The organism is Azospirillum sp. B2RO_4 (assembly GCF_051124815.1).
Taxonomy (GTDB): Bacteria; Pseudomonadota; Alphaproteobacteria; order Azospirillales; family Azospirillaceae; genus Azospirillum.
Map to the genome: position 1 here is coordinate 520106 of NZ_CP118486.1, position 21415 is coordinate 541520.

The window sequence follows — 21415 nt, forward strand, 5'->3', positions numbered from 1 at the left end:
GGCTCTCCACTTTCTCCGGACAAGTCCAGTGAAAGGGTACATGTCAATACCGGACGACTATCGCCTGGGATGTACTGATGGGTAGTTCTGTTTTATAGGTTATCTGTTTTAAGACCAAATTAGATTTGATGGTGGAAACAAATTCGATTTTTGACAGTTTTCTTGCTATCAGTCGTTCGAGTTCATCGATGTCCCTCACCACCACGCGCAGCAGGAAATCGCAATCGCCTGTCATCCAATTGCATTCCATCACCTCGGGAATCCTCTCGACGGCATCCCGGAAATTCTCCAGTGCCGATTGTGGCTGTTTGTCGAGCTTGACTAGGATATAGGCATTGATTTCCAGACCCATCGCCTTTGGATTCAGAAGGGTGACCCGTCGATCAATGATGCCGGTCTGCTCCAGCTTCTTCACCCGCGTAAGGCAGGGCGAGGGAGACAGGTTGATTCTGCCGGCAAGCTCGACATTCGTCAGATTTGCGTCCTTCTGCAACTCGTTGAGGATCTTGATGTCCGTTCGGTCGAGCGTCAGCGTGTTCATCATGATGACTCCCTGTTGTATTCTTGACGGCTTGGCTTGGAACCGAAGCGAAGAACGGCAGGAAATTTCGCGGAACAAACCTATTTGAGAGCAGCGCGCAATCCCTTCTGCCATTCGAATGTACACACGGCAGAGTGTATCCGAGGCCAACCAGTGGCAGAATCTATGGGATTGCCATTTTATGTCGCGAAACTGTCAAATTCGGACCCAGGTCCGTATCGAGAGGCACGGAGGCCGCAACATTGCCGAAAAGTGCGCGGATTGGTGCGAAGTGGCCGGAAACCCCGGTGCCCGACGAGGCCCTCCCGTTGCCGTGGGATCCCACCGGCCTGCGCGTCAGCTTCGCCGCGGTGGATCCCGACGAGCTTGCCCGCCCGCTGGTCTGTTTCCTTGTCCGGCGCAATGTGGATGACGACGAACTGCCGATCCACCGGCACCGCAAAGGCCAGCTGGTGGTGGCGGCGGAAGGCTCGGTCATGTGTCGGACGCTCGACGGGCTTCGGATCGTCCCATCCAATGGAGCGGTTTGGATTCCGGGGGAGGTTCCCCACAGCGTTTCCATGTCGGACAGGGGCCGCTCATACTGCGTGTTCATCAACCCGGAAATTTCACCCCTGCCGAATTCCTGCGCGACATTCTCGATCAGCCCGATGCTGCGCGAGATGATCTTTCACTTGGCCAACCTGCCGCCGCTCTACCTTCCGGACGGTCCGACCAGCCGTCTGGTCCAGGTCATTCTGGACCAGCTTGCACAGATGAAGGCGGAGCCGCTCCACTTCCCGGTTTCCAACCATCCCAGGATACAGCGCATCGCCGCCCAATTGCTGGAGGCGCCGGACGATCGCAGGACCATACGGGACTGGGCGGCGGCAGTCGCCATGAGCGAGCGGACTTTGGCCCGCCTCATCCAGAAACAGACGGGGATGTCGTTCGGCCGGTGGCGCCAGCAACTCCATATCGTGATCGCCGTTCAACGGCTGTCGATGGGCGCCACCGTTCAGGCGATTTCCCAGGAACTGGGATACGACTCTCCGAGCGCCTTCACCGCCATGTTCAGGAAACACATGGGACAGCCTCCGCGCCGGTATCTGCAGGATCGGGCCGAAGGAACGACGAACTGACGCCGCATCGCCCTTGTCACGCCAAAGGCTCTCGATCCTGCCTGCCGGGATCAAGAGCCTTTGACATGTTCGGGGAGCGGCATCGCGGTCCCCCAGATGCCTGCCGCCGCCTACCCTGTCAGCTGACGATGTCCTGCCTGATGCTCTTCCGCGCGACCATGAAGGCCGCCGCCGCCAGGACATAGACGAGCGACGTGCTGATCAGCGCCCAGCGGATGGCGTCACCGGAGCCCATCGACGGCGCGAGAAGATCGCTGATCAGGCCGACCGACAGCGGTCCAAGGCCAAGCCCGATCAGATTTGCGAAGAACAGGAAGATTGCGGTGGCCGTCGCCCTGGTGCGCGGACGCACCAGGCTTTGTACCGCCGCGAAGATGGGGCCGTAATAAATGGACTGCAGCAGCATTGGCAAACCCATCAGGCAAAGCGCAGCCGCGGTGTTCGATGTGAGATAAGTCGCGAAAAGCGAGAACGGCAGGCACAGGGCCGCGGCCGCCGGAATGGTCGCATAAGCGTTCAGGCGGCCGCGCGCCACCGCGCGATCCGTCGCCCAGCCGCCCAACCATGTGCCGGCGGCTCCGCAGATGCCGATGATCAGGCCCAGCACCGTACCGAGAAAGCCGGTGGCGCCCAGGCGGATTCCGGTGAGATCGTTCAGCCTGACCGTCAGCGCGCCCAATCCTTCCGCGTGATTGCGCAGGAAGTGGGAGCTTTGGAAGGCAAGATTGCTGTAAATCCCGAAGCTCATGGCCACCATCGCGACCGTGAGCCAGATATAGGTTCGCTTGCTGCCGAGTTCGGTCAGCGCCTCCCTCAGGCTGGGCGTGCTTTGTGCCTTACTGGCCGCGACGGAGAATGTCCGCGGCTCGGGCAACGTGAAATAGGCCAGCAGCCCAAGGATGATACCGGGCACTCCGACCAGCGCGAAGGACGCGCGCCAGCCGAGACTGTCCGCGATCAGGCCGCCGACCACCATCCCGACCAGGGAACCGGCCGGAATGCCTATGGAAAAGAATGCCAGCGCCGACGCCCGCTTCTCTCTTGTCGTGTAATCGCTGATCAGGGACTGGGATGCCGGCGTGCAGCCGGCTTCGCCGACACCGACACCGACCCTGGCGAGGAACAGCTGGGCAAAGGTCTGGGCTACGCCGCAGACCGCCGTGAACAGGCTCCAGGTGATCGCCGACAGCGCGACGATCTTAACCCTGTTCGCGCGCTCCGCCCACCGTGCGATCGGAAGCGCCAGGGTCGCATAGAAGATGGCGAAGGACAGTCCGGTCAAGGACCCCAGCTGCCAGTCGGCGAGACCGAGTTCGCGTTTGATCGGTTCCGCCAGGATATTGACGATCTGGCGGTCGACGAAGTTCAGCATGTAAACGAGAAACAGCATGGTCAGGGCATAGCGCCGATAGTGGATCGGCATGCCCATCGGTTTCGGCTGCGGCACCGACACCGTGGTCGTTGCGTCGTCGATCATACGGCAGTCTCCAAAAAGACCGGGCACAGGGGCCGGGTCGGTTTCGGTCGGAACGCGGTGTCGGGAGGCGGGGGGGAATGTTGCAGCCGGGCTACGGCTCGGCATGCGGTCAGAGTTTGACGCCCGTGCTGATGAGAAGCACGTCCCGGTCGGCGCGCGGGTCGTAGGGGCCGGCCAGGGTCGTCTGGTACGTGAGATTGAAGAAGTAGCTGCCCTTGACCGTGCCATCGAGGGCGAGGCGGAGGATCCGGCGCCCCTGATTGAACGCGCCGTCATAGGACGTCCCGTCGACGTCGTGGGCGAAGGCGACGGACGGCTTGAGGTTCACCCCCGGCAGAACGTCCTGATAGCTCAGGCTCGCCTGAAGACGATAGCCCCACGAGAATGGTGTTACGAAGCCCGTGGTGGTGCAGGCCTTGGGATCGGCCCCGGCCGCGCAGACGCCGTTGTTGGGGCCGGTTCCGAAAATGTCGGAGCGGCCATAACGGCGGAAATTGGGGTCCGGCAGATCGTGGACATATTTGGCCCCGACCTCGCCGCCGAGGGTCAGGGTGCCGCCGATCACACTGCCGATGTCGCCCGATGCGGCAAGCTGGCCCTGAGTGACGTGAAAGCGCTCGTAACCGGCGAACGGCCCGCCCAGGGGAACCGAGGCGAATTCCCGCGCCAGCACACCGGTTCCGCTCACGGCGGCCTGCAAAAGATCGGGGGCGTTGAAGCCGAGCGGCTGATTGAATTTATGATCGAGTTCGCCCGCGACCCGCAGCTTCATAGAGGGAACACTGGTGGCGAAGCCGCCGGACAGCATCCTGATGTTTTTGGGGTACTGGAACCGATAGGCCGGATTCAAGCCGTCCGGATCTCCCGGCAGGAAGATGGCGCCGCTCCGGCCGGTCCGGTCGGCCTCGACATAGCCGGTCCGCGCGTGGATGTTGGTGAAGTGGAGCGAAAACCGGGTGCCGATGTCCGGCACCAGATACGAGCCGCCGACACCGAACTGGCCGGCATCACCCGCCGTCCCGTCGCTGCGACGCTTCAGGAATCGCCCGGTCGCCAGCCCGTCGACCGAGGACAAGGCATTGGACACCATGACCATGTCGCAACCCGGCGAAGCGTAATCGGCGGTGGCGGCGAATGTTCCGCAACCCGGCTGCGTCGATGTCGCCGACAGCAGCTGATAGAAGACGTCGAGGCTTGCGGTCGGCGAGAGGTCGATTTTGCCCGACAGCGCCAGGAACGGCTTCGCTCCCTCCTGCGGCTGCAAGCCCGGCCGGGACAAGGCGGCGAAGTCGCGCGGGTTGATGTCACGGAGACCGCCGGGAATTGTGAATGCCGGCCCCCATTCGATGGTCTGCTGGCCGGCCTTGAACGAGATGGGGAGCCCACCGGCGGAGAACCGACCCTTGACGTATGCGTCGGCGAGGGAGATGCCGCGGAATTTGGCGCCTTGCGAAAAACCACGGTCGGACAATGGGCCGCCGGCATAGTTGTTTGGCAGGTTGCCCAGCGCGACATGCCCCTCGGCAAGTGTGTGGTCGTACCAGCCCTTCACACGGGTGAAGACGCCCCAGCCGTCGGCGTTGTTCGCCTCGAAATCGACAAACCCCTTGGCGACCGTGGAAACCGGATCACCTTCCCGATAGTTCAGGTTCCCGTCGTCGGAATTGACGCCCCCCGGTGCCGCACTTCTGATCCGGAACCGTGCACCGTCGCCGGTGGGAACCAGGGACGGGTCGATGGGGCTGGCGCGAATGGCCGTTGCGACGGTGACCACGGCCCGGATGCCACCCGACCAGTCTCCTTCCTTGAATTCCCAGGCATGGGCCGGCCAGGCGATCGACAGGGCGGCGAGGATCGCCACTTTCCGGCTTATGCCAAGGCTTGTCCACCATGCGGCACGAGGTGCCGACAGACGCAGCTCCGCCATCTTTCCTCCCTTTGACGATTTATTGGAGTTGAGACAAGGAAGCCCTTCCCCGATCTTTCCGGACGGGCCAGGGTTCGGTCTTCCGTTTTTCCTTGAAAGCACTCGGCATAACCTCAGAGGCAGGGCAATCGCTTCTGAGGGTGTATCGACAACAATCCACTTCGAATATCCTTCTCCCCGCAAGGGAGAGGAACTTATTCATCAAATAAAATCAAAATACGATGATGAGAACGCAGAGAATCCGCACTATCAAACGGACTCAAAATATTCCATTTGCCCGAATTTTCCCGAAGAATATATCAATGGAGCTTTGCTCTGATTGTGGCTCTGGGCGACGACCGCGCCGATCATGATCGTATGGGTGGCGACTTCCAAAGTGTCCTGTAGTCTGCAATCGAAGCTGCAAACCGATGGGAGAAGGACCGGAACCCCGGTGACCATCTCTCCCCATTCAATCGGAGAGAAGCGGGATGCACCCTTGCTGCCGTCCATCGCCGCGAAGCGTTCCGCCAGCGGGACCTGATCGGCGGAAAGGACGTTCCAGGAAAAAGCGCCGGTCCTGAGGATGACGTCGTGGGCCTCGGCACTGCGGTTGATGCAGGCAAGAACCATCGGCGGATCGACGCACAGGGAAACCGCGGCGGTGACGGTCAAGCCCCGCCTGTCGGGACCATGACCTGAAGCCACGATCGAGACCGACCCCACAATGGCCCGCAGCACAGTCTTGAAGGCCGCCGTCTCCACAAATTTCGGAACAGAATGAACTTGTCCTGACATGGTGAACCTCACGCAAAGCAGTGGAATGACATGCCGCCGGCCCTGGTCGGCATCGCGGGGATGGTCGTTCAGAAACTGTGTAGGAGACGGTGCGCTACCGGGCGGTGGTGGCGGCCGCCAGCGGCCGGTGCTCCACGATGTTCAGGCCATAGCCCTTGAGGGCAATCGGGACATGCTGCGAGTTGGACAGGAGGATCATGTCGTGAATGCCGAGGTCCGCGAGAACCTGGGCGCCGACGCCATAGTTGCGCAGTTCGGCCTTGTCGGCGAGCGGCTCCCCGGATTTCACCCGAAGAAGCTGCGAGAGCGGCACGTCGCGGCTGAACAGCACGATCACGCCTCTCCCTTCGGCGGCAATCTCCTGCATGGATCGGGCGACGATATCGCCGCGATCACCGGTCTGGCCGAGCACGTCGGACAGGATGTCCAACGCGTGCATGCGCACCAGGGTCGGCCTCTCGTCGATTTCGCCCTTCACCAGGGCGATCGCTTCCGTGTCGAGCGCTTTGATGCGGAAGGTGATGGCGCTCCATTCACCGCCCCATCGGCTGTCGAATGTCGTGGTGACGCCACGCTCGACGTCATGGTCGTGGCGGCGGCGGAAAGCGATCAGGTCGCGGATCGTGCCGATCCTGAGCGCGTGACGGTCGGCAAAGGCGACGAGGTCGTCGAGACGGGCCATCGTTCCGTCCTCCTTCATGATCTCGCAGATCACGCCCGAGGGATTGAGACCGGCAAGACGCGCGACGTCCACCGCCGCCTCGGTATGCCCCGCACGAACCAGCACGCCGCCCGGTCGCGCGACCAGAGGAAAAATGTGGCCCGGAGAAACGATATGCTCAGGGCCCCTGGCCGCGTCGATCGCCACTGCCACCGTCCTCGCACGGTCCGCCGCTGAGATGCCGGTGGAAACCCCCTCACGCGCCTCGATCGAAACGGTGAAGGCCGTCCCATGGCGGGTGCCGTTTTCCGTGCTCATCAATTTGAGGCCGAGCTGATCGACCCGCTCCTTGCCGAGCGCCAGACAGATGAGGCCCCGGCCATGCGACGCCATGAAATTGATCGCCTCGGGCGTCGCCATCTGCGCCGGGATCACCAGATCGCCCTCGTTCTCCCGGTCCTCGTCATCGACGAGGATGAACATTCGGCCGTTGCGGGCCTCTTCGATGATCTCCATCGTAGAGGACAGAAATGGATGGCGTGGGTTGCAGGACAGCATCGTCATGACATTCCTCCGATCACCGCATCACATATTCGACAGCGCCTGACGGATCAGCGAATCCTCGGAATCGTCGTAGAGTGAATTTATCAGCGCCGCGTAGCGCTCGTTCAGCACCTTGCGCCGCTTTTTCCTGGTTGCCGTCATGACCCCATTTTCGGCCGACAGCTCTTCGGGAAGAATCCGGAACGACTTTATCTGTTCGACCGGCGCCAGCCTCTGGTTCGCCTTGGCGACCTCCCCCTCGATCAGGTGGATGACCGCTTCCGACGAACAGAAATCCGAGTAGTCGTTTATCGTTTCATTCCGCGCCTTCACCCAATCCGCCATCGCGATGCGGTCGACCTCGATCAGCGCCACGAGGTATTTCCGTCCGTCACCGCAAACAGCGGCTTCCGATATGTAGGGGCTTCGACGCAGTTCGTTCTCGATCTGCGCCGGACTGATCGACTTGCCGCCGGAGGTGTTGATGATATCCTTTTTCCGGTCGATGATCGCCAGTTGGCCATCGGGCCGGACCTCGACGATGTCGCCGGTGTGGAGCCATCCGTCGCGCAGAGCCTCCAGCGTGTCGTCAGGCTTGTTCAGGTAACCCGTGAACAGGCCCGGTCCGGTCACCAGCATTTCACCGTCGCCGGCGACCCTCGTCTTCCAGCGGGGATCGGCGATCGGAACGCCGATTGTGCCGGGCTTCGACCAGTCCCGCATCTGGCCGGTGTTCGCTCCGACCAGTTCGGTCTGCCCGTAGACCTCCTTGAGGTTCACCCCCCATGTCTGCCACAGCTTCACGACGTCCGGCGGCATCGGTGCGGAGGCGGTGTAAGCGTAACGGAGCTGGTCCAAACCGATCTCCGCCAGGAGCGGCAGGAAGACCTGATCGCGGCAGGTCGCGAAAAGCGCCTGAAGAAAGGGATCGTCCGGACCGTCCGCCTGTCGATCCGCCAGCGCCTTCTGGGCGATGGACATCGCGAAGCGGTAGGATTTTTTGCCGATCGAAGCCGACGCATTGATCCTGCTGACCAATTCGGCGGCGTAGCGTTGATAGAAGCGCGGCGGTGCCATCCAATAGGTCGGCTTCACATCCCGGATGGTCGTCGCGAAGTCCGCTCCGGTCTCGCCGAAATAGGGCGTGACCTCGCTGACGAGAGGAAGAACGATCCCCTGCCCAAGCCCGACGACATGGGAGAGGGGGAGATGGACGACCACCCGCTGGGGTTCGCGGAAAAGCGCCGGGCAAAAGTGTCCGACGGTCAGCAGCCCCTCGATCAGCGACCGGTGGGTGAGGATCGCGCCCTTGGGATTGCCGGTCGTCCCGGAGGTGTAGACGATGCTCGCATTGTCTTCCGCACGCGCCACGGCCGCCCGCTCGTCGAGCAGCTCCGCACAGTCGGACGACGAGGCGGAAAACCGCGGCAGCGAGAGGATGTTCTTCGATGACGGAACCGCCGGATCGAAGACCACGATCTTTTTCAGCGTCTCCGCCTGCCGGCTGCGGAGAAGGATGGCGAGTTCCTTCTCTCCGGCGACGAAGGCGAACTTGCTCCCGGAATCCGCCAGGAAGTACTCCACCTCCTCCGTCGAAGAGGTGAAATAAATCCCGACCGCCACGCCGCCGGAACAGACCGTTGCCATGTAGGCGACCACCCATTCCTGCGAGATGTCCCCCATGATGGCGACGTGGTCCCCCTTTTCCAGACCATGGTCGAGGAGGGCGCGCGAAAGCGCTGCGACGTCCCTGGCAAATTCACCCCAGGTCGTGGCGTGCCACGTGCCGGCACGCTTCTGGAAGAACGCCACGGCCTCGCCCCTGCCATCCCGGCGGTCACGCAGCAGCGACGCCAGCGTCCCGTCTTCATGCGCAGTCGGCGAAGGGGCGATCGCGGAGGGGGCAATCGTGGGCAGGACGGGCAGGGAAAGGGAATGCGGCCCGCCCATCTCAATTGCCGCCTTCTGCAAAGCGTTTGCGCTTCTCGCGGAAGGCGGCGACGGCCTCCTTGCGCTGCGGGCTGTGGAAGGTGAGCATCTCGAGCGCGCCGGCAGTATCGAGATTCAGCTGCACCTGTTCCTTGATCAGCTTGTTGACGGCGTATTTGGTCCAGACGATGGCGTCGCGAGGACCGGATGCGAGCATCTCGGCGTAGCGGACCGCATGCTCGACGACGGTTCCTTCCGGCACGACCTTGTTGATCATTCCGGCCGCCGCCGCGTCCTCCGCCGAGATGAAGTCGCCGGTCATCAGGTAGTGCTTAGCCCGCACCGGCCCCAGAAGAAGCGGCCAGATCACCGCGCCGCCGTCGCCGGCGACGACGCCGGCCGTCACATGCGTGTCGGCGAACCGAACACCGGGCTGCGCGAAGACGACGTCGCAGAACAGGGCCAGCGTGGCGCCCAGGCCGACGGCAACGCCATTCACGGCGGCGATCAGCGGCGCTTCCAGTTCGAGCATGTTGCGGATGAGATGGCGCCCGGAGCGGGTGGGCGAGATCGGCCCCAAATCGTCATCCAGCGCATTCTGATCGCCGCCGGAGCAGAAGCCGCGCCCCGCGCCGGTCAGGACGATGGCCTTGACCGTCCGGTCGTTGTCGAGGTCCGCGAACAACTCTTCCAGCGCGGCGTGCATCGGCCAGTCGATGGCGTTGAGGATTTCAGGCCGGTTCAGGGTGACGATCGCCACCCCGCTCGCGCGCTTCTCGACGAGCAGGCCCCTGTAGGTCTTGTCGGTCATGTGAGGCTCTCCAGATCATCCGGCCGGATCGCTTGGCCAGATCGGTCGACAGGGGATCAGGCCGAAGCGTTCGCCTTTCGCATCATGCGGATCTGTTCGAGTATCTCGTCGGTCGGACGCACCACATTGTTGCGGTCGTTGAAGTGAGGGATGACATAGCGGCCGACCAGTTCGATGGCCTTCATGATCTCGGCGTGTGAAACCGAATCGATGTGGAACAGGATTTCTTCGGCGCCGGTTTCGATGAAGCGTTCCAGCTGGCGGATGACCGTATCCGGGCTGCCGCAGACCAGGCTGGCGGACTCGTTGAGGAGATAATCCCAATCGGTGGCCGCGCGCTGGAGCGCTTCCAGCCCTTCGCCCATGTAGGCGTAGTCGTCCGCGATCTTCGCGAGCCTCGGATAGGCATCGGTCGAGATGCGGGCGTACTGCATCAGCGGCTCGGCGTAGATGTCCTTCGCCGCCTGATCGGTTTCGGCGATCCCGAGGAACACCGGCATGCCGAGACGCGGACGGTCGAGAGGACCGTTCGGATCCCGGTGCCAGTTCGACCGATAGGCTTCGACCATCTTCGCCTGGGCGTCCCAGCCCTGGTAAAGCGTGTGGCTGAGGACGGCGAGCCCCTGGCGGGCCGCCCAGACGTGACTGCGCTCGCTGGTCGCCGCGATGCCCATCAGCGGATAGGGCTTCTGGAGCGGCTTCGGCACCAGCATGCGCGGCGGAACCTGATAATGCTTGCCCTCGAAGGTGAAGATGTCCTTGCTGAAGGCTTCGCGGATGAGCGCGATCCCCTCCTCCATCTGCTCGAGGGTTTCCGCAGGCTCCACGTTGAAGGCGCGCATCGCGATGGTGGTGTTGGCGCGGCCGCAATAAAGCTCCATGCGGCCGTTGGACAGGATGTCGGTGACGGCGGCACGTTCCGCCGTGCGAAGAGCGTGGTTGATCTTCTTGGGCATCAGCGAAACCGCCGGCCTCAGCCGGATGCGGGACGTGACCGCCGCGAGGTAGCCATACACGACTTCGGGAGCCGAACTGGAGATTCCGCCCAAGGCGACATGCTGCTCGGACAGACTGACGATGTCGAAACCCATCTTCTCGGCAAACACCGCCTCTTCGACAAGTTCATGAAGCCGGCGTGAATAGCTTTGGCCAACCAGGGTTTCCTGCTCGGACCAGAAGCCGAACTTGACTGCCATTTGGATTCCCTCTCGGATTTGTTTGGATTGCCTCTTCAATGACAGGAAGCTTGTCATGAAGCAGGCGGCAGAACCTGCCGAAGATCTGTGTCGCAGTCAGAGTGGTCGGAACATTATTTTGTGCAGGAACGATTGGCAGGCTTGTCGGACGGCAGGGGCGAAGCGTCGTCGATCGCCAGCGCCCCTTCACGCCCGGCGCGGCATCAAACCGGATCGTCCTGGAACAATCTCTCGACGAGAAGTGAGGCGATGCGCTCGATGCAGTGCCTGCCGATGGCCGCCGAGGAACCGTTGGGGTCGCCGAGAATGCCGTTGGCGCTGACGGCCGAAAGCCCGTCGCGCCACATCAGCTCCAGGTCGCCTTGCGAAAGAAGCCCCAATCTTCCGGCCTCATAGCGCTCGGCACGCACCCGCTCGGGATGGAGGTCGAGCATCAGCGAGGTTTCGGCGATATCGGCGTGGCCGCCGACCTTGATCGGCTCGCCACCCGCCTCATTGACGGCATCGCGCCACCGCTCCAGCCACGCCTTCGCATCGGTGAAGGCGGAGATGCGGCAGGAGGCGGGCACGGCCGAGCGCAATCGCGGCAGCATCCTGGCCAATGGTGGAGAATTGCCGACATGGGCGGAGAAGATGAGAATGCGTTCGAACCCGTGCCTCGCCAGGCTGGTGCAGTAATCCCGGCAGATCATTTCGAATGTGCTGTCCTGCAGGGAGATCGTGCCGGGAAATGCCAGATGGTGGGACGAACAGCCGACCCTGATGGTCGGTGCCACCAGGGCATCTCCCAAGCCCTGCGCCACCAGGATGCCGAGATGGTCCGCATGGTCGGCATCGACGCTGAGGGTCAGGTGCGGTCCGTGCTGCTCCACCGCCCCGCAGGGGATGACGATGGTCCGGGCGCCGCCGGCAATGGCGAGAGCGACCTCGGACGAGGTCATGAACTCAAGCCGGAGATGATCTCCGTCAGCCATGCTGCCGCCTCGCCTTGCGTTGAAGGAACTGTTCACGCGCCGCGGCCGTCTCTTCGCGGTTCAGGTAATCCCGCATGTCGCTGAGCGTACGCGCTTCAAGCTCCTGATCGGTCATCCACGGCGCCTCGTTGAAGGTGCGTTTGATTGCCGAGAACAAATGCATGTCCTTGAGGCGAAGCGTCTCGGCAACGGCACGGGCCCGGTCCTGCAAATCGTGGAAACCGACGATCTCGTCGACGAGGCCCATCGTCTGCGCCTCCTGCGCCGAAACAAGCTCGCCGGAATAGAGGAGACGCTCGGCAGCGCGACGCCCGATGCGGTTCATCGCCTGCCGCATGCCCTTGGCGGCGGGGAGCAGTCCATGATTGATTTCGGGAAAGCCGAACCGGGCGCTGTCGCTCGCCACGACGTAGTCGGCGAACAGAGCCAGCTCCAGCGCCCCGCCCACCGCATAGCCGTTGACTGCGCACAGCAGAGGGCACCGGTAGCCTTCGAGCGTGAGCAGCAGACGGTGGAAGGCCCGCATTCGCGGGATCGCGGCATCCGCCTTGACGGTGATTTCGCGAATGTCGCCGCCGGCACTGAAGAAGCGCTCGCCGGCGCCGGTCAGGATCACGGCCGGCGCGTCGGCCTCTTCGCCGAACCGGGCGAGATCGTCCGTCAGTGCCTGGATCAGATCGAGGGAAAGCGCGTTGGCGGGCGGCCTGTCCATGGTCAGCCGGACCAGCGTCGTGGATAAACGATCCATCCTCAGCATGTTGCCTCCTTTCAGGTCGCGCAGGGCTCCGTGGCGGCCGATCCGTCGGCTTGGCCGTCGGCCTGGGCGATGGCGAACCGGGCGCGCAGGGTCTTCTTGTCGATCTTCCCGACGCTCGTCCTCGGCAGCTCGCTGACGGCTATGAAGTGGTCGAGTTTCGCGTATCGCGTGATCGCACCGTCATTGATCGCCGCCTCGATCGGCCGGTTCAGCGTTCCCAGCGTCACGGTCGCACCGGGGGCGGCGACGATCACGGCCAGCGGCCGCTCGCCCCAATGGTCATCAGGCACGGCGACGACGGCCGCTTCGGCGACACCGTCGGCATTCGCGACGATGCCCTCCAACTGGATCGAATCGATCCATTCCCCACCGCTCTTGATGAGGTCCTTGAGGCGGTCGCAGATCGTCACGTTGCCGTTCGCATCGATGGTCGCGATGTCCTGCGTGTGGAGCCATCCGCCCCGCCAAAGGGCCTTCGACCCCTCCCCGTCGCCCACATAGCAGAGCGTGAGCCAGGGTGCCCGCACCACCAGTTCCCCGCGCGACCGTCCATCCCTGGGAAGCGGGGTCATGGCCTCGTCGACGATCCGCGTCTCGACCAGCGGGATCGGCACCCCCGCCCTGGTCAGCAGATGGCCCTCGTCCGCGGCTCCCGCCCCCGATCCGGGGGCGCGGCGCGTCACTGTGAGGATCGGCGCCGTTTCGGACATCCCGTAGGCGCCGACGATCTCCATGCCGCGGCGCCGCCCTTCCTCGAACAGGGCCGGGGTGAGGTTCGAACCGCCGACCACCATCATCCAGCCGGAGAGGTCCGTTCCGGTACGATCTGCCGCGGAAATCACCATCTGCAGAATGGTTGGCACGCCATGCGAATAAGTGACGCCATGCTCGGTCCGCAATCTGCAGATCATGTCGGCATCATAGCGCCCCGGATAGACCTGCTTCAGGCCCAGCATCGTCGCGATATAGGGCATGCCCCAGGCGTGGACGTGAAACATCGGCGTGAGCGGCATGTACACGTCGTCGACACCGAATCCCCGATGGCGCGTGTCGCCGGAATGGCCGCACAGGGCCAGCGTGTGCAGAACCAACTGCCGGTGGCTGAAGCAGACTCCCTTGGGATTGCCCGTCGTCCCGGTCGTGAAGAAGGTCGTCGCGATTGCGTTCTCGTCGAAATCCCTGAAATCGAATTCGGGATCGGCAGCTGCGATCAGTTCCTCATACTCCCCGGCCGCCCAAGCGGGTGCCGGCTCGCCGGTCCCGTCCATGATTGCGATGATCGCCTTCAGGCCGGGAGCGGCTTGCCGGATCTCGTCCAGAAAGGGGAAGAAGTCGCGGTGGATGATGATGACGCCGGGCTTCGTCCTGACGAGCGTGTAGAGGAGTTGGTCGATCGGCAAGCGGACGTTCACCGTCTGCAACACCGCGCCCATCATGGGAATGGCGAAATACGCTTCCAGATATCGATGACTGTCCCAGTCCATCACCGAGATCGTCATCCCCTCCTCGGCGCCCAGCGAGGACAGCAGCGACGCCAGTCTCCCGATGCGTTGCGCGAACTCCCGGTAGGTGAGGCGATGCTGGTCGCGGTACACGATCTCCTGATCGGCCGACGTGATGAGGGCGCGGTCAAGCAGGTGGCGGATGGTCAAGGGGTATCGATAAGCTTCGTCGGTTGCGTCAGCGAAGCGCAAGGGCATGTCTGCTCTCCATCATGATCCTGTCGATTTTGCAGACCGGCCCGGCCTCCGGTGCGGGGCGGATCAACCCGCCACCGGCCGGTGTCGCCGCCGTCGGTACGCGCCGTTCCACCTTCGGCATGCAAGGATCGCCTGCTGCCCGAGTTTAGCGCCTGCCCCTCGAGCGCTTCTTCCGAAGACTCCCCGTGAGCAGGCGCGTGAAAGGATATTCTGGCGCGACCCGGCTGTTTGACGGCGAGAGATGCCGCACTCTTCCGCGGCCGATTACAGCGCGTCGGCGGCGGTTGCGGATGCGATCGCGACGGTCGCCGTCATGCCCGCCGCCAGTTCGATGCCCGGCGGGACCCGGTCGATGTGGATGCGCACCGGGATGCGCTGGGCAAGGCGGACCCAGCTGAAGGTCGGCTCGACGTTGGGCAGGCCGCGATGACCGGGCGTTCCGTTGCTGTCCTCGATGCCCCGGCCGATGCTCTCGACATGGCCGGAAAGCGGTTCATCGAAGCCCATCAGCATGATCTCTGCCGGACTGCCGACATTGATGCGCCGCAGCTTCGTTTCTTCGAAATAGCTGGTGATCCAGAAGCTGGTCGCATCGAGGACGGCGATCTTCGTCACGCCAGCCGCGGCATAGTCGCCGGGCCGCAGCCGCAGATTGGTGACATACCCGTCGATCGGTGACCGGATCGTCGCCCGTGCCAGATTGAGCCGGGCAAGGTCGAGCGCCGCCACCGCGCCGTCGTAGATTGCGGCGGCCTGTGCGGCGGCGCCGGAGGTTTGTTGCAGATCCTCCTGGGAAATGACCTCGCGGAGCTGGCTTCGCCGCCGCGCCGCCGCCTGTCGGACAAGCATGTCCTGGCGCTTGGCTTCGGCATCGGCCTGTGCGGACGCCACCGCGAGCGAAAACCGCCTGGCGTCGATCACATAGAGGATGTCGCCACGATGCACATACTGATTGTCGGCAACGGACACGCTGTCCACGGTCCCGGACACCTCCGGCGCGATCTGAACGACCTCCGCGCTCACCCGGGCATCCCGCGTCCACGGCGTCTGCTCGTGACGATTCCACACCTGCAGAGCCACGAACGCGGCAACCGTGCCGAAGCAAAGGGTCAGGGCATAGCGCCCGAGCAGGGACAGCACAGGTTTCATTGGAATGTTCCGCTGGATGGCAGAGCCTGCAGGAGCAGACCGTACAGGAGGGCGAAGGTGCAGAGTTCGACGAGCGGCCGGCTGCCGATCAGGTGGAAGAGCCCCGCTGCGGCGAAGAGACGAACCGCCGCGATGGTGCCGACAAGCGCGATCAGGGCGAGCACCAGCAGACCGGGGATGAAGACGCCCCCGATGTCGAGGTCGGAGATCATCGGCCGTTCTCCCACTGCACGGCACCATCGGGACCCAGTGCGAACCGAAGGTCGAGGAGCAGGTCGAGCAACTGTGCTCGGTCTGCAATAGAACTGTCGGCGATCAGCGCCGCCAGCGCTTCGATGCGCTGTTGCAGAGCGGCGGCATCGGAAGGCCCCGCCCGATGACCGGCGCCGAAGCGTGCGGCGATTGCCGAAAGAAGCTCGAACCCGCCATCGCTGATCCGGCCGCCGATCCGGCCGCCGTCATCTCCGTCGGCCTGCCGGATCGCCTGATAAAATCGGCCGGCGGCATGACCGACGCGAAGATGGTGCAAGGTGTCGTCAAGCACATCCGGGTGGGATTTTCCAGACAGCCGGAGCCTTGGAAGCAGCAGTGCCGTGCGGTCGATCATGAGACTTGTCCAGTGCGCTTCGTCGGGCCCGCCGCCCAGGGCCCGCTGCCTGACATCCTGCCGGTTCGATCTAAGCAGCCGGCCGATCGCCGCATCGACCGGTATGGTCTGGAACAGGCTCATGCTCGCCACCGCGAAACCCGTTGCCGCGAAGAGCGCGATGACGCTGTTGAGCGTCCCGGCGAAGTCACCGACATATGTGGCGCCCAGTCCCGAGAGGATCGGGATGGTGAGGGTGATGCCGAGCGCCATGAACGTCGTCGGGGGCCGCGCCTGCAGGGAGCCGGCAATCAGGAAGGCCGGTGCGAGCACCGCGACTAGACCGGCGAAGTCCGTCACACGGGGAAGGATGACGAAGCTGTGGATCAGGCTGATCGCCACCCCGGCGACCGAGCCGGTCATGTACTTGACGACATTCGGTGCCGGCGTGTCGACATTGCCGAACAGGGAGCAGCATACGCCCAGGATCGAGACCGCCAATCCGCCCTCCGGCCAGGCCGACCAGATCCAGAACGCGCAGCCGATGACGATGCCGGCGACCGCGCCCAGCGCGCTCCGGGCCGCCATCCAGGGGTCGCGGTGATAGACATAGCCCGTCGCGTGCCCGGATCGGAGGTGCGAAGCGGTATCCGACGGCTGAGCGGTTATGATCGTCCGCTCCAGCCGGTCGCAGTCATGAAGCAGGCAGATCATCTCGGCGAGGTGGCCGACGAGGTTGGCCGCGAGCCTGTCGCCCGCCGTCACGGCATCCGCGGCGATGCGTGTCCGCACCGCCTGGGCGCGGTCGATCAGCCGGATCGCTACGACGTCCCGCCCGGCCGCATCGGCGGCAGCGAACCAATGCTCCACTTCACCCAGCAGCGCGGTCAGTTCGTCAGGCGGGGTGTGGCTTCCGGAGCGAAGGGCACGGACGCGGTCATCGACCTCCGTCGCGAGCGGAAGCAGTCGCGCAAGCCGGTCATGGATCAGTTGCAATGTCTCGCGGCTCGGCGTCACCGGTGCCGGGTCGTATGGCAGGTGACCGGCCAACCCTTGCAGGGCGAGGAGGTCCCCTGCCAGCCGGTCGCGGTCGCGGCGGGTCACCTGCCCGGAGGTTCCGCGAAGTGCGTCGCCCGCCAGCCTGCGGGCATCCCGCAACGTCGCCGACAGCTTGGCGGTGAACTGGCCGGTCATGCGTTTCGGCAGGATGAAGCGATGAACCAGGATGGCGCAGAGGATCCCGATGGAGATCTCCTGCACCCGCACCGACGCCGTGTCGAAGACGGCAGCGGGATCGAACACGCTGGGGAAGCCGATCAGGCTGGCGGTGTAGCCGGACAGCACGAAGGCATAGGCCCGCGCGGTGCGGTCGAGCAGCGAGAGGTAGAGGCACAGGCCGATCCAGCAGGCGAGAACGACGCTGCAGACGATCGGGACGTTCACGAAACAGGGGACGATCGCAACGGTCGCCGCGGCGCCGACGACCGTGCCTGCGAAGCGATAGACGCCGCGGCTGAGCGACGCGCCGGCCGAGCTTTGCGAAACGATGTAGACGGTGAGAATGGCCCAATAGGGTTTCGGCAATCCCGCGCGCAACGCGATGTAGTAAGCCAGCATCGCCGCGGCGAAGCTCTTCACCGAGAAGAGCAGCGCATCCGCATCCGCCCGCAGCACAGGGCTTCGCGACTGAAGTGCCCACGCGCGCCCGATTGCTGCGAACCCGGTGGCCGTGAAAAGCCGGTTTGAAGGAGGTTCGGTTCTCATGCCTGAGAGTATCGGCGCATTGCGGAGACGGATAAATTAGGTATCCTGTCAAAAAATCACTCAATCATGCCAATTTCCATGCCCGCACCACGGTCAGCCGTTTCCGTCTTCGACCCCGATCTTGACGATCGGCCCGCGGTCGCACGCCTTCTCGACTTCGCGGAATACGGGGCGGAAGTGCCGGTGCATGTGCATCGGAGGGGACAACTGATTCTGGCGCTGCATGGGGCCGTCACCTGCACCGCGGGCGATGACATCTGGATCGTGCCGCCCGACTGCGGCGTCTGGATTCCGGGCGGTATGCCGCACAGCGCCAGGGCGACCGCGAATGCCCGGCTCAGCTACCTGTTCGTGGAGCCGGGAGCGGCAAGCCTGCCCGATTTCTGTTGTACCCTGTCGATTTCCCCGCTGGTGCGGGAACTGGTCAACCGGCTGAGCGGCGAAGCTTCCGACCTTATTCCGGACAGCCATGCCGCCCGGCTCGCACGGGTGACGTTGGACGAGTTGGCCGCGATGCCGCGTGAACATTTCAACCTGCCCATCTCCAGTGATCCGAAGATCCGGACGATTGCCGACGCCCTGACCATCGAACCGTCCGACCGGAGCACGTTGGCGGACTGGGCGAAGCGCGTCGCGATGAGCGAGAGATCACTGGCCCGTCTGATGGTCCGGGAGACGGGCCTGACCTTCGGACGCTGGCGACAGCAGTTGCACCTCGTCGTTGCGCTTCGTGAATTGGCCAACGGGGCGGGAGTGCAGACCGTCGCGGACACGCTGGGTTATGAGTCGGTCAACGCCTTCATCACGATGTTCAAGAAGGCTCTGGGAAGCACGCCGGCACAGTATTTCGCGCAACGCAGTGCGAAGCCGTCACTGTCCAGAATAAAGACAGGGGCGATAGGTGTTGGGGCCGGAACTCATAATCGATAACTGACGAGAGCAGTGATCTGGACGGTCGCGAAGAGGTCGACTGCGGCATGATTGGTGCGCTTCAAGTCGATGTCCGCGGCATCGAGATCGAGCTAGAGGGAGCGACCGGCCTTCGGGAACAGATGGGTTCGGTAAAGGCTGGTTGCAGGGGCGCGAAACCACCGAGAATTGAGGTTGCCGCCGGTGGAGGTTTAACGCCGTCAGTTGAGCGGTGCATCGCGGATAAGTTTGGCAACACGACGGCTGAGTTGACCCCGATGTTCAGGTCAGCTCAGCCGATTGTGATGCGGTGATGGGCCGCATCTCCCAACGGACGGCGGTCACAATCCCCCAATTGCCGGCATCATTGGGGCGGCGCCAGCACGCTTTGGGCATGGCGCGCAACTCCTGCAGGGCTTGCCGGTAATCGGCGACTTTCCGCTCCTCTCCTTTGGGGCCGATGGTGTAACCGCGGGAATTGCCGAGTTCCGGCATGAAGGCGGTGCCGTCACGCGCCACAGGCACCAACAAAGTCGACCTTTCGGTCGCCCTCGTTCCTTTGGAGGGCAGTGTACCGGCTGCGGGTGCCTCTACCCCGCGGCCGGCTGAATAGGGAACGGACTGTCTCCTTGGGATGCCCATACGGGTACAGGCTCCGAATCGCCGAAGATACTGTAGAGCCGCAGGCGCTTGCGGATCAGATCCTCGCGCGCCGCGACAAACTCCGGGAGAGCCTCCGGCACCCAAAGATGGGGTTCGGGCGGAATGAGATGCATCTCCAGAAAGCCGCCGTCGCGGGTGCGTATCCAGTCGCCGAACGGCATGCCGGCTTTCTCTGAATTCTCCCGCCCCAGCAGGAGCTGCAGATTTCCGATCCGATCGACGCAGGCTAAAATCTCGTCAATACGGCTTTCAGAAATGCCACGTCCCTGGAGGCTGCGGCGGGTGCAAAGCGTCCGCGGAATGATGTGGTCGATGTGGTAAAGCGACGACGACCAGTTCTGCTCCTCATAGAGGGTGGAAAGCGCCAGGAAGCAGGTGCGCTGACCGTAGGTCGTTTCCAGCAATGCCGCCACGTTCGCCTCCTCGTCGAAGGCAACGACGCGCCCGCGCCGCTTGCGCAGCCCGTCGGTCAGAGCATGGAAGGGGAAGTCATGCTCGGTCTCCATGGCCTCCCGCAGCAGGGCTCGGGACGTGCCGATGGTCTGGTCCGAGCTTCCACCAAACACGCTGTTCAGCAGCGCTCCGAGAAGCCATCGGCGGATGCGCAGGCGGTTCTGAACCTCGAAGGGCGTCGTCCCATCGAGCATCACGCCGTCACCGAGCTTGAACAGGTAATAGGCGATCGGCAGGACGGCGTTGGCACTGGTCAGTGTGTCGCGGTCGATGCCGAAGCGATTGACCAACCGCAGCGTCGCCTCCAGCGCTCGCTTAATCTCCGGCCAGTTGCGCTGGATGACCGCGAGGTTCGCCGTAGTGAAATTGTTGACCTTGTAAACGTGGTCCAGGTCAGACAAAACGAGGCAGGCCCGCATCACAAAGTCTTTGTTGAGGTCGTTCTTGCGGTCAAGTTCATCGTTGAGTCGATCGACGAACTTGAAGATCTCCTCGCGGGCGTTCACTCCGTCCCATTTGGACGTGATCATCGAAAGCAGCAGGTCGGACTTGCTGAGCTTGGTGCCGCCGTCGTTGGCCCGGATGAAGATGTCGAGCACGCGGTCGTAGCTTTGGCTCTTTTCCGTATAATAGGCGACGACGTCGTCCTTCCAAACCGTACGGTACAGGCGGTCCAGGTTGCGCTCGACGATCCGCACCTCGCCACGGGTGACCGTATCGGGGAGGCTGTCCACAACCTCCTCCTTCACCTGATCGAACCGGTCGTCGTCGCGACAATCCAGAATGCGCCCGACCTTGAACCACAGGTGCCCGCGGTCATTGCCCGGCGGTTCTTCGAAGAACCGAAGGCCATAGGTAACGCCGACCTCGTCCTCTTCGCCTGCATCGTCCTGTCCGGGATCCTTGAGAAGGTTCAGGTAAAGACGCTGCTTGGACCAAGCCAGGGGATTGTCCCAGCGCTTATGCTTCAGCTTCACCGTGTAGCTGCCCCGCAGCCCGATCAGCAGAGACGTCAGGCGCTGCTGCCCGTCGAGAACGAGCACAACATCGCGCCCATCGGTTTCCGCCGGTTCGTTATGCACTTGGCCATAGCGGAAATTCTCGACGAATTGGTAGATGTCCCAGTTGCCGCGGTTCTCCGGCTGTAGTTCCCAGAACAGAAACGAACTGATCGGATAGCCTTTGAGCAGGCTGTCGAACAGCGCCACCACCTGCGAGGCCTCCCAGACGTAGGGCCGCTGGATGGCCGGCAGGAAATAGGTCCGATTGATCTGGTCGAGGACGTCGGCGATGGTCGTGGATGCGTAGGACATGGCAACCCAGGCAATGAATAACGTTGAGGCCCGAACTTCCCCGACGGACCAGTCCCCGGGGTATGCAGCCTACCGCTTGGCTCGCTCGGACAGTCGGTAGCCAAGTACCCGGCGGCGGCGTTGTCAAATGTAATCGCATTCGTTGCAGAGGCACAAACCGCGAA

18 protein-coding genes are annotated in these 21415 nt (G+C 63.4%); 2 read left to right on the plus strand and 16 right to left on the minus strand.

All coding sequences use genetic code 11. From position 1 onward, the window contains the following. Positions 1 to 43: 43 nt before the first annotated feature. A complete protein-coding gene (locus tag PWS46_RS16395; protein WP_434620306.1) occupies positions 44 to 544 on the minus strand; it encodes an Lrp/AsnC family transcriptional regulator in 501 nt (166 codons plus the stop codon). A 284-nt stretch (positions 545 to 828) separates the two neighbouring features. Between PWS46_RS16395 and PWS46_RS16400 the strand changes: the two genes are divergently transcribed. Then, a complete protein-coding gene (locus PWS46_RS16400) occupies positions 829 to 1662 on the plus strand; it encodes an AraC family transcriptional regulator (RefSeq protein WP_434620309.1) in 834 nt (277 codons plus the stop codon). A 118-nt stretch (positions 1663 to 1780) separates the two neighbouring features. Here PWS46_RS16400 and PWS46_RS16405 read toward each other — a convergent pair whose 3' ends face one another. The 13 genes from PWS46_RS16405 to PWS46_RS16465 form a co-directional block, all read right to left on the minus strand. Continuing rightward, a complete protein-coding gene (locus tag PWS46_RS16405) occupies positions 1781 to 3139 on the minus strand; it encodes a spinster family MFS transporter (protein WP_434620312.1) in 1359 nt (452 codons plus the stop codon). A 109-nt stretch (positions 3140 to 3248) separates the two neighbouring features. Further along, positions 3249 to 5066 carry a DUF1302 domain-containing protein gene (locus PWS46_RS16410; RefSeq protein WP_434620315.1) on the minus strand — a complete coding sequence of 606 codons (1818 nt, stop codon included), beginning with the start codon at positions 5064 to 5066 and terminating at the stop codon, positions 3249 to 3251. A 249-nt stretch (positions 5067 to 5315) separates the two neighbouring features. Beyond that, on the minus strand, positions 5316 to 5843 hold the full coding sequence (locus PWS46_RS16415) for a flavin reductase family protein (RefSeq protein WP_434620318.1): 528 nt from the start codon (positions 5841 to 5843) through the stop codon (positions 5316 to 5318). Positions 5844 to 5937: 94 nt separating this feature from the next. Continuing rightward, positions 5938 to 7068, minus strand: a complete 1131-nt coding sequence (gene ribB / locus PWS46_RS16420) for a 3,4-dihydroxy-2-butanone-4-phosphate synthase (RefSeq protein WP_434620321.1) — start codon at positions 7066 to 7068, stop codon at positions 5938 to 5940. Between the two features lie 21 nt (positions 7069 to 7089). Beyond that, the gene (locus PWS46_RS16425) at positions 7090 to 9018 is read right to left on the minus strand and encodes an AMP-dependent synthetase/ligase (RefSeq protein ID WP_434620324.1); all 1929 of its coding nucleotides are present in this window, start codon (positions 9016 to 9018) and stop codon (positions 7090 to 7092) included. Beyond that, positions 8999 to 9787, minus strand: coding sequence for an enoyl-CoA hydratase/isomerase family protein (locus PWS46_RS16430; RefSeq protein ID WP_434620327.1), 789 nt, complete (start codon positions 9785 to 9787; stop codon positions 8999 to 9001). The genes PWS46_RS16425 and PWS46_RS16430 overlap by 20 nt, the downstream gene beginning before the upstream one ends. A 56-nt stretch (positions 9788 to 9843) precedes the next feature. After that, a complete protein-coding gene (locus PWS46_RS16435) occupies positions 9844 to 11040 on the minus strand; it encodes an LLM class flavin-dependent oxidoreductase (RefSeq protein WP_434620329.1) in 1197 nt (398 codons plus the stop codon). 146 nt (positions 11041 to 11186) lie between these two features. After that, positions 11187 to 11957 carry a creatininase family protein gene (locus PWS46_RS16440; protein ID WP_434620332.1) on the minus strand — a complete coding sequence of 257 codons (771 nt, stop codon included), beginning with the start codon at positions 11955 to 11957 and terminating at the stop codon, positions 11187 to 11189. Further along, positions 11950 to 12714, minus strand: a complete 765-nt coding sequence (locus PWS46_RS16445) for an enoyl-CoA hydratase/isomerase family protein (RefSeq protein ID WP_434620335.1) — start codon at positions 12712 to 12714, stop codon at positions 11950 to 11952. Before PWS46_RS16445 ends, PWS46_RS16440 begins: the two co-directional genes overlap by 8 nt. Positions 12715 to 12725: 11 nt before the next feature. Next, on the minus strand, positions 12726 to 14414 hold the full coding sequence (locus PWS46_RS16450; protein ID WP_434620338.1) for a long-chain-fatty-acid--CoA ligase: 1689 nt from the start codon (positions 14412 to 14414) through the stop codon (positions 12726 to 12728). A 264-nt stretch (positions 14415 to 14678) separates the two neighbouring features. Further along, complete coding sequence (locus PWS46_RS16455; RefSeq protein ID WP_434620341.1) at positions 14679 to 15563, minus strand: efflux RND transporter periplasmic adaptor subunit; 885 nt, start codon at positions 15561 to 15563, stop codon at positions 14679 to 14681. After that, the gene (locus tag PWS46_RS16460; RefSeq protein ID WP_434620344.1) at positions 15560 to 15775 is read right to left on the minus strand and encodes a DUF1656 domain-containing protein; all 216 of its coding nucleotides are present in this window, start codon (positions 15773 to 15775) and stop codon (positions 15560 to 15562) included. The genes PWS46_RS16455 and PWS46_RS16460 overlap by 4 nt, the downstream gene beginning before the upstream one ends. Then, entirely contained in the window at positions 15772 to 17823 is a 2052-nt protein-coding gene (locus PWS46_RS16465) for an FUSC family protein (RefSeq protein WP_434620347.1), read from the minus strand. Before PWS46_RS16465 ends, PWS46_RS16460 begins: the two co-directional genes overlap by 4 nt. Before the next feature lie 168 nt (positions 17824 to 17991). On the opposite strand from PWS46_RS16465, the gene PWS46_RS16470 reads away from it, so the two are divergent. Further along, positions 17992 to 18843, plus strand: a complete 852-nt coding sequence (locus PWS46_RS16470) for an AraC family transcriptional regulator (RefSeq protein ID WP_434622045.1) — start codon at positions 17992 to 17994, stop codon at positions 18841 to 18843. A gap of 261 nt (positions 18844 to 19104) precedes the next feature. On the opposite strand, the gene PWS46_RS16475 is transcribed toward PWS46_RS16470, so the two are convergent. Together PWS46_RS16475 and PWS46_RS16480 are read right to left on the minus strand one after the other, a co-directional pair. Next, the gene (locus PWS46_RS16475; protein WP_434620350.1) at positions 19105 to 19317 is read right to left on the minus strand and encodes a hypothetical protein; all 213 of its coding nucleotides are present in this window, start codon (positions 19315 to 19317) and stop codon (positions 19105 to 19107) included. A 95-nt stretch (positions 19318 to 19412) separates the two neighbouring features. Further along, positions 19413 to 21251: a GmrSD restriction endonuclease domain-containing protein gene (locus PWS46_RS16480; protein WP_434620353.1), complete on the minus strand. Its 1839-nt coding sequence runs from the start codon at positions 21249 to 21251 to the stop codon at positions 19413 to 19415. Positions 21252 to 21415: the final 164 nt, after the last annotated feature.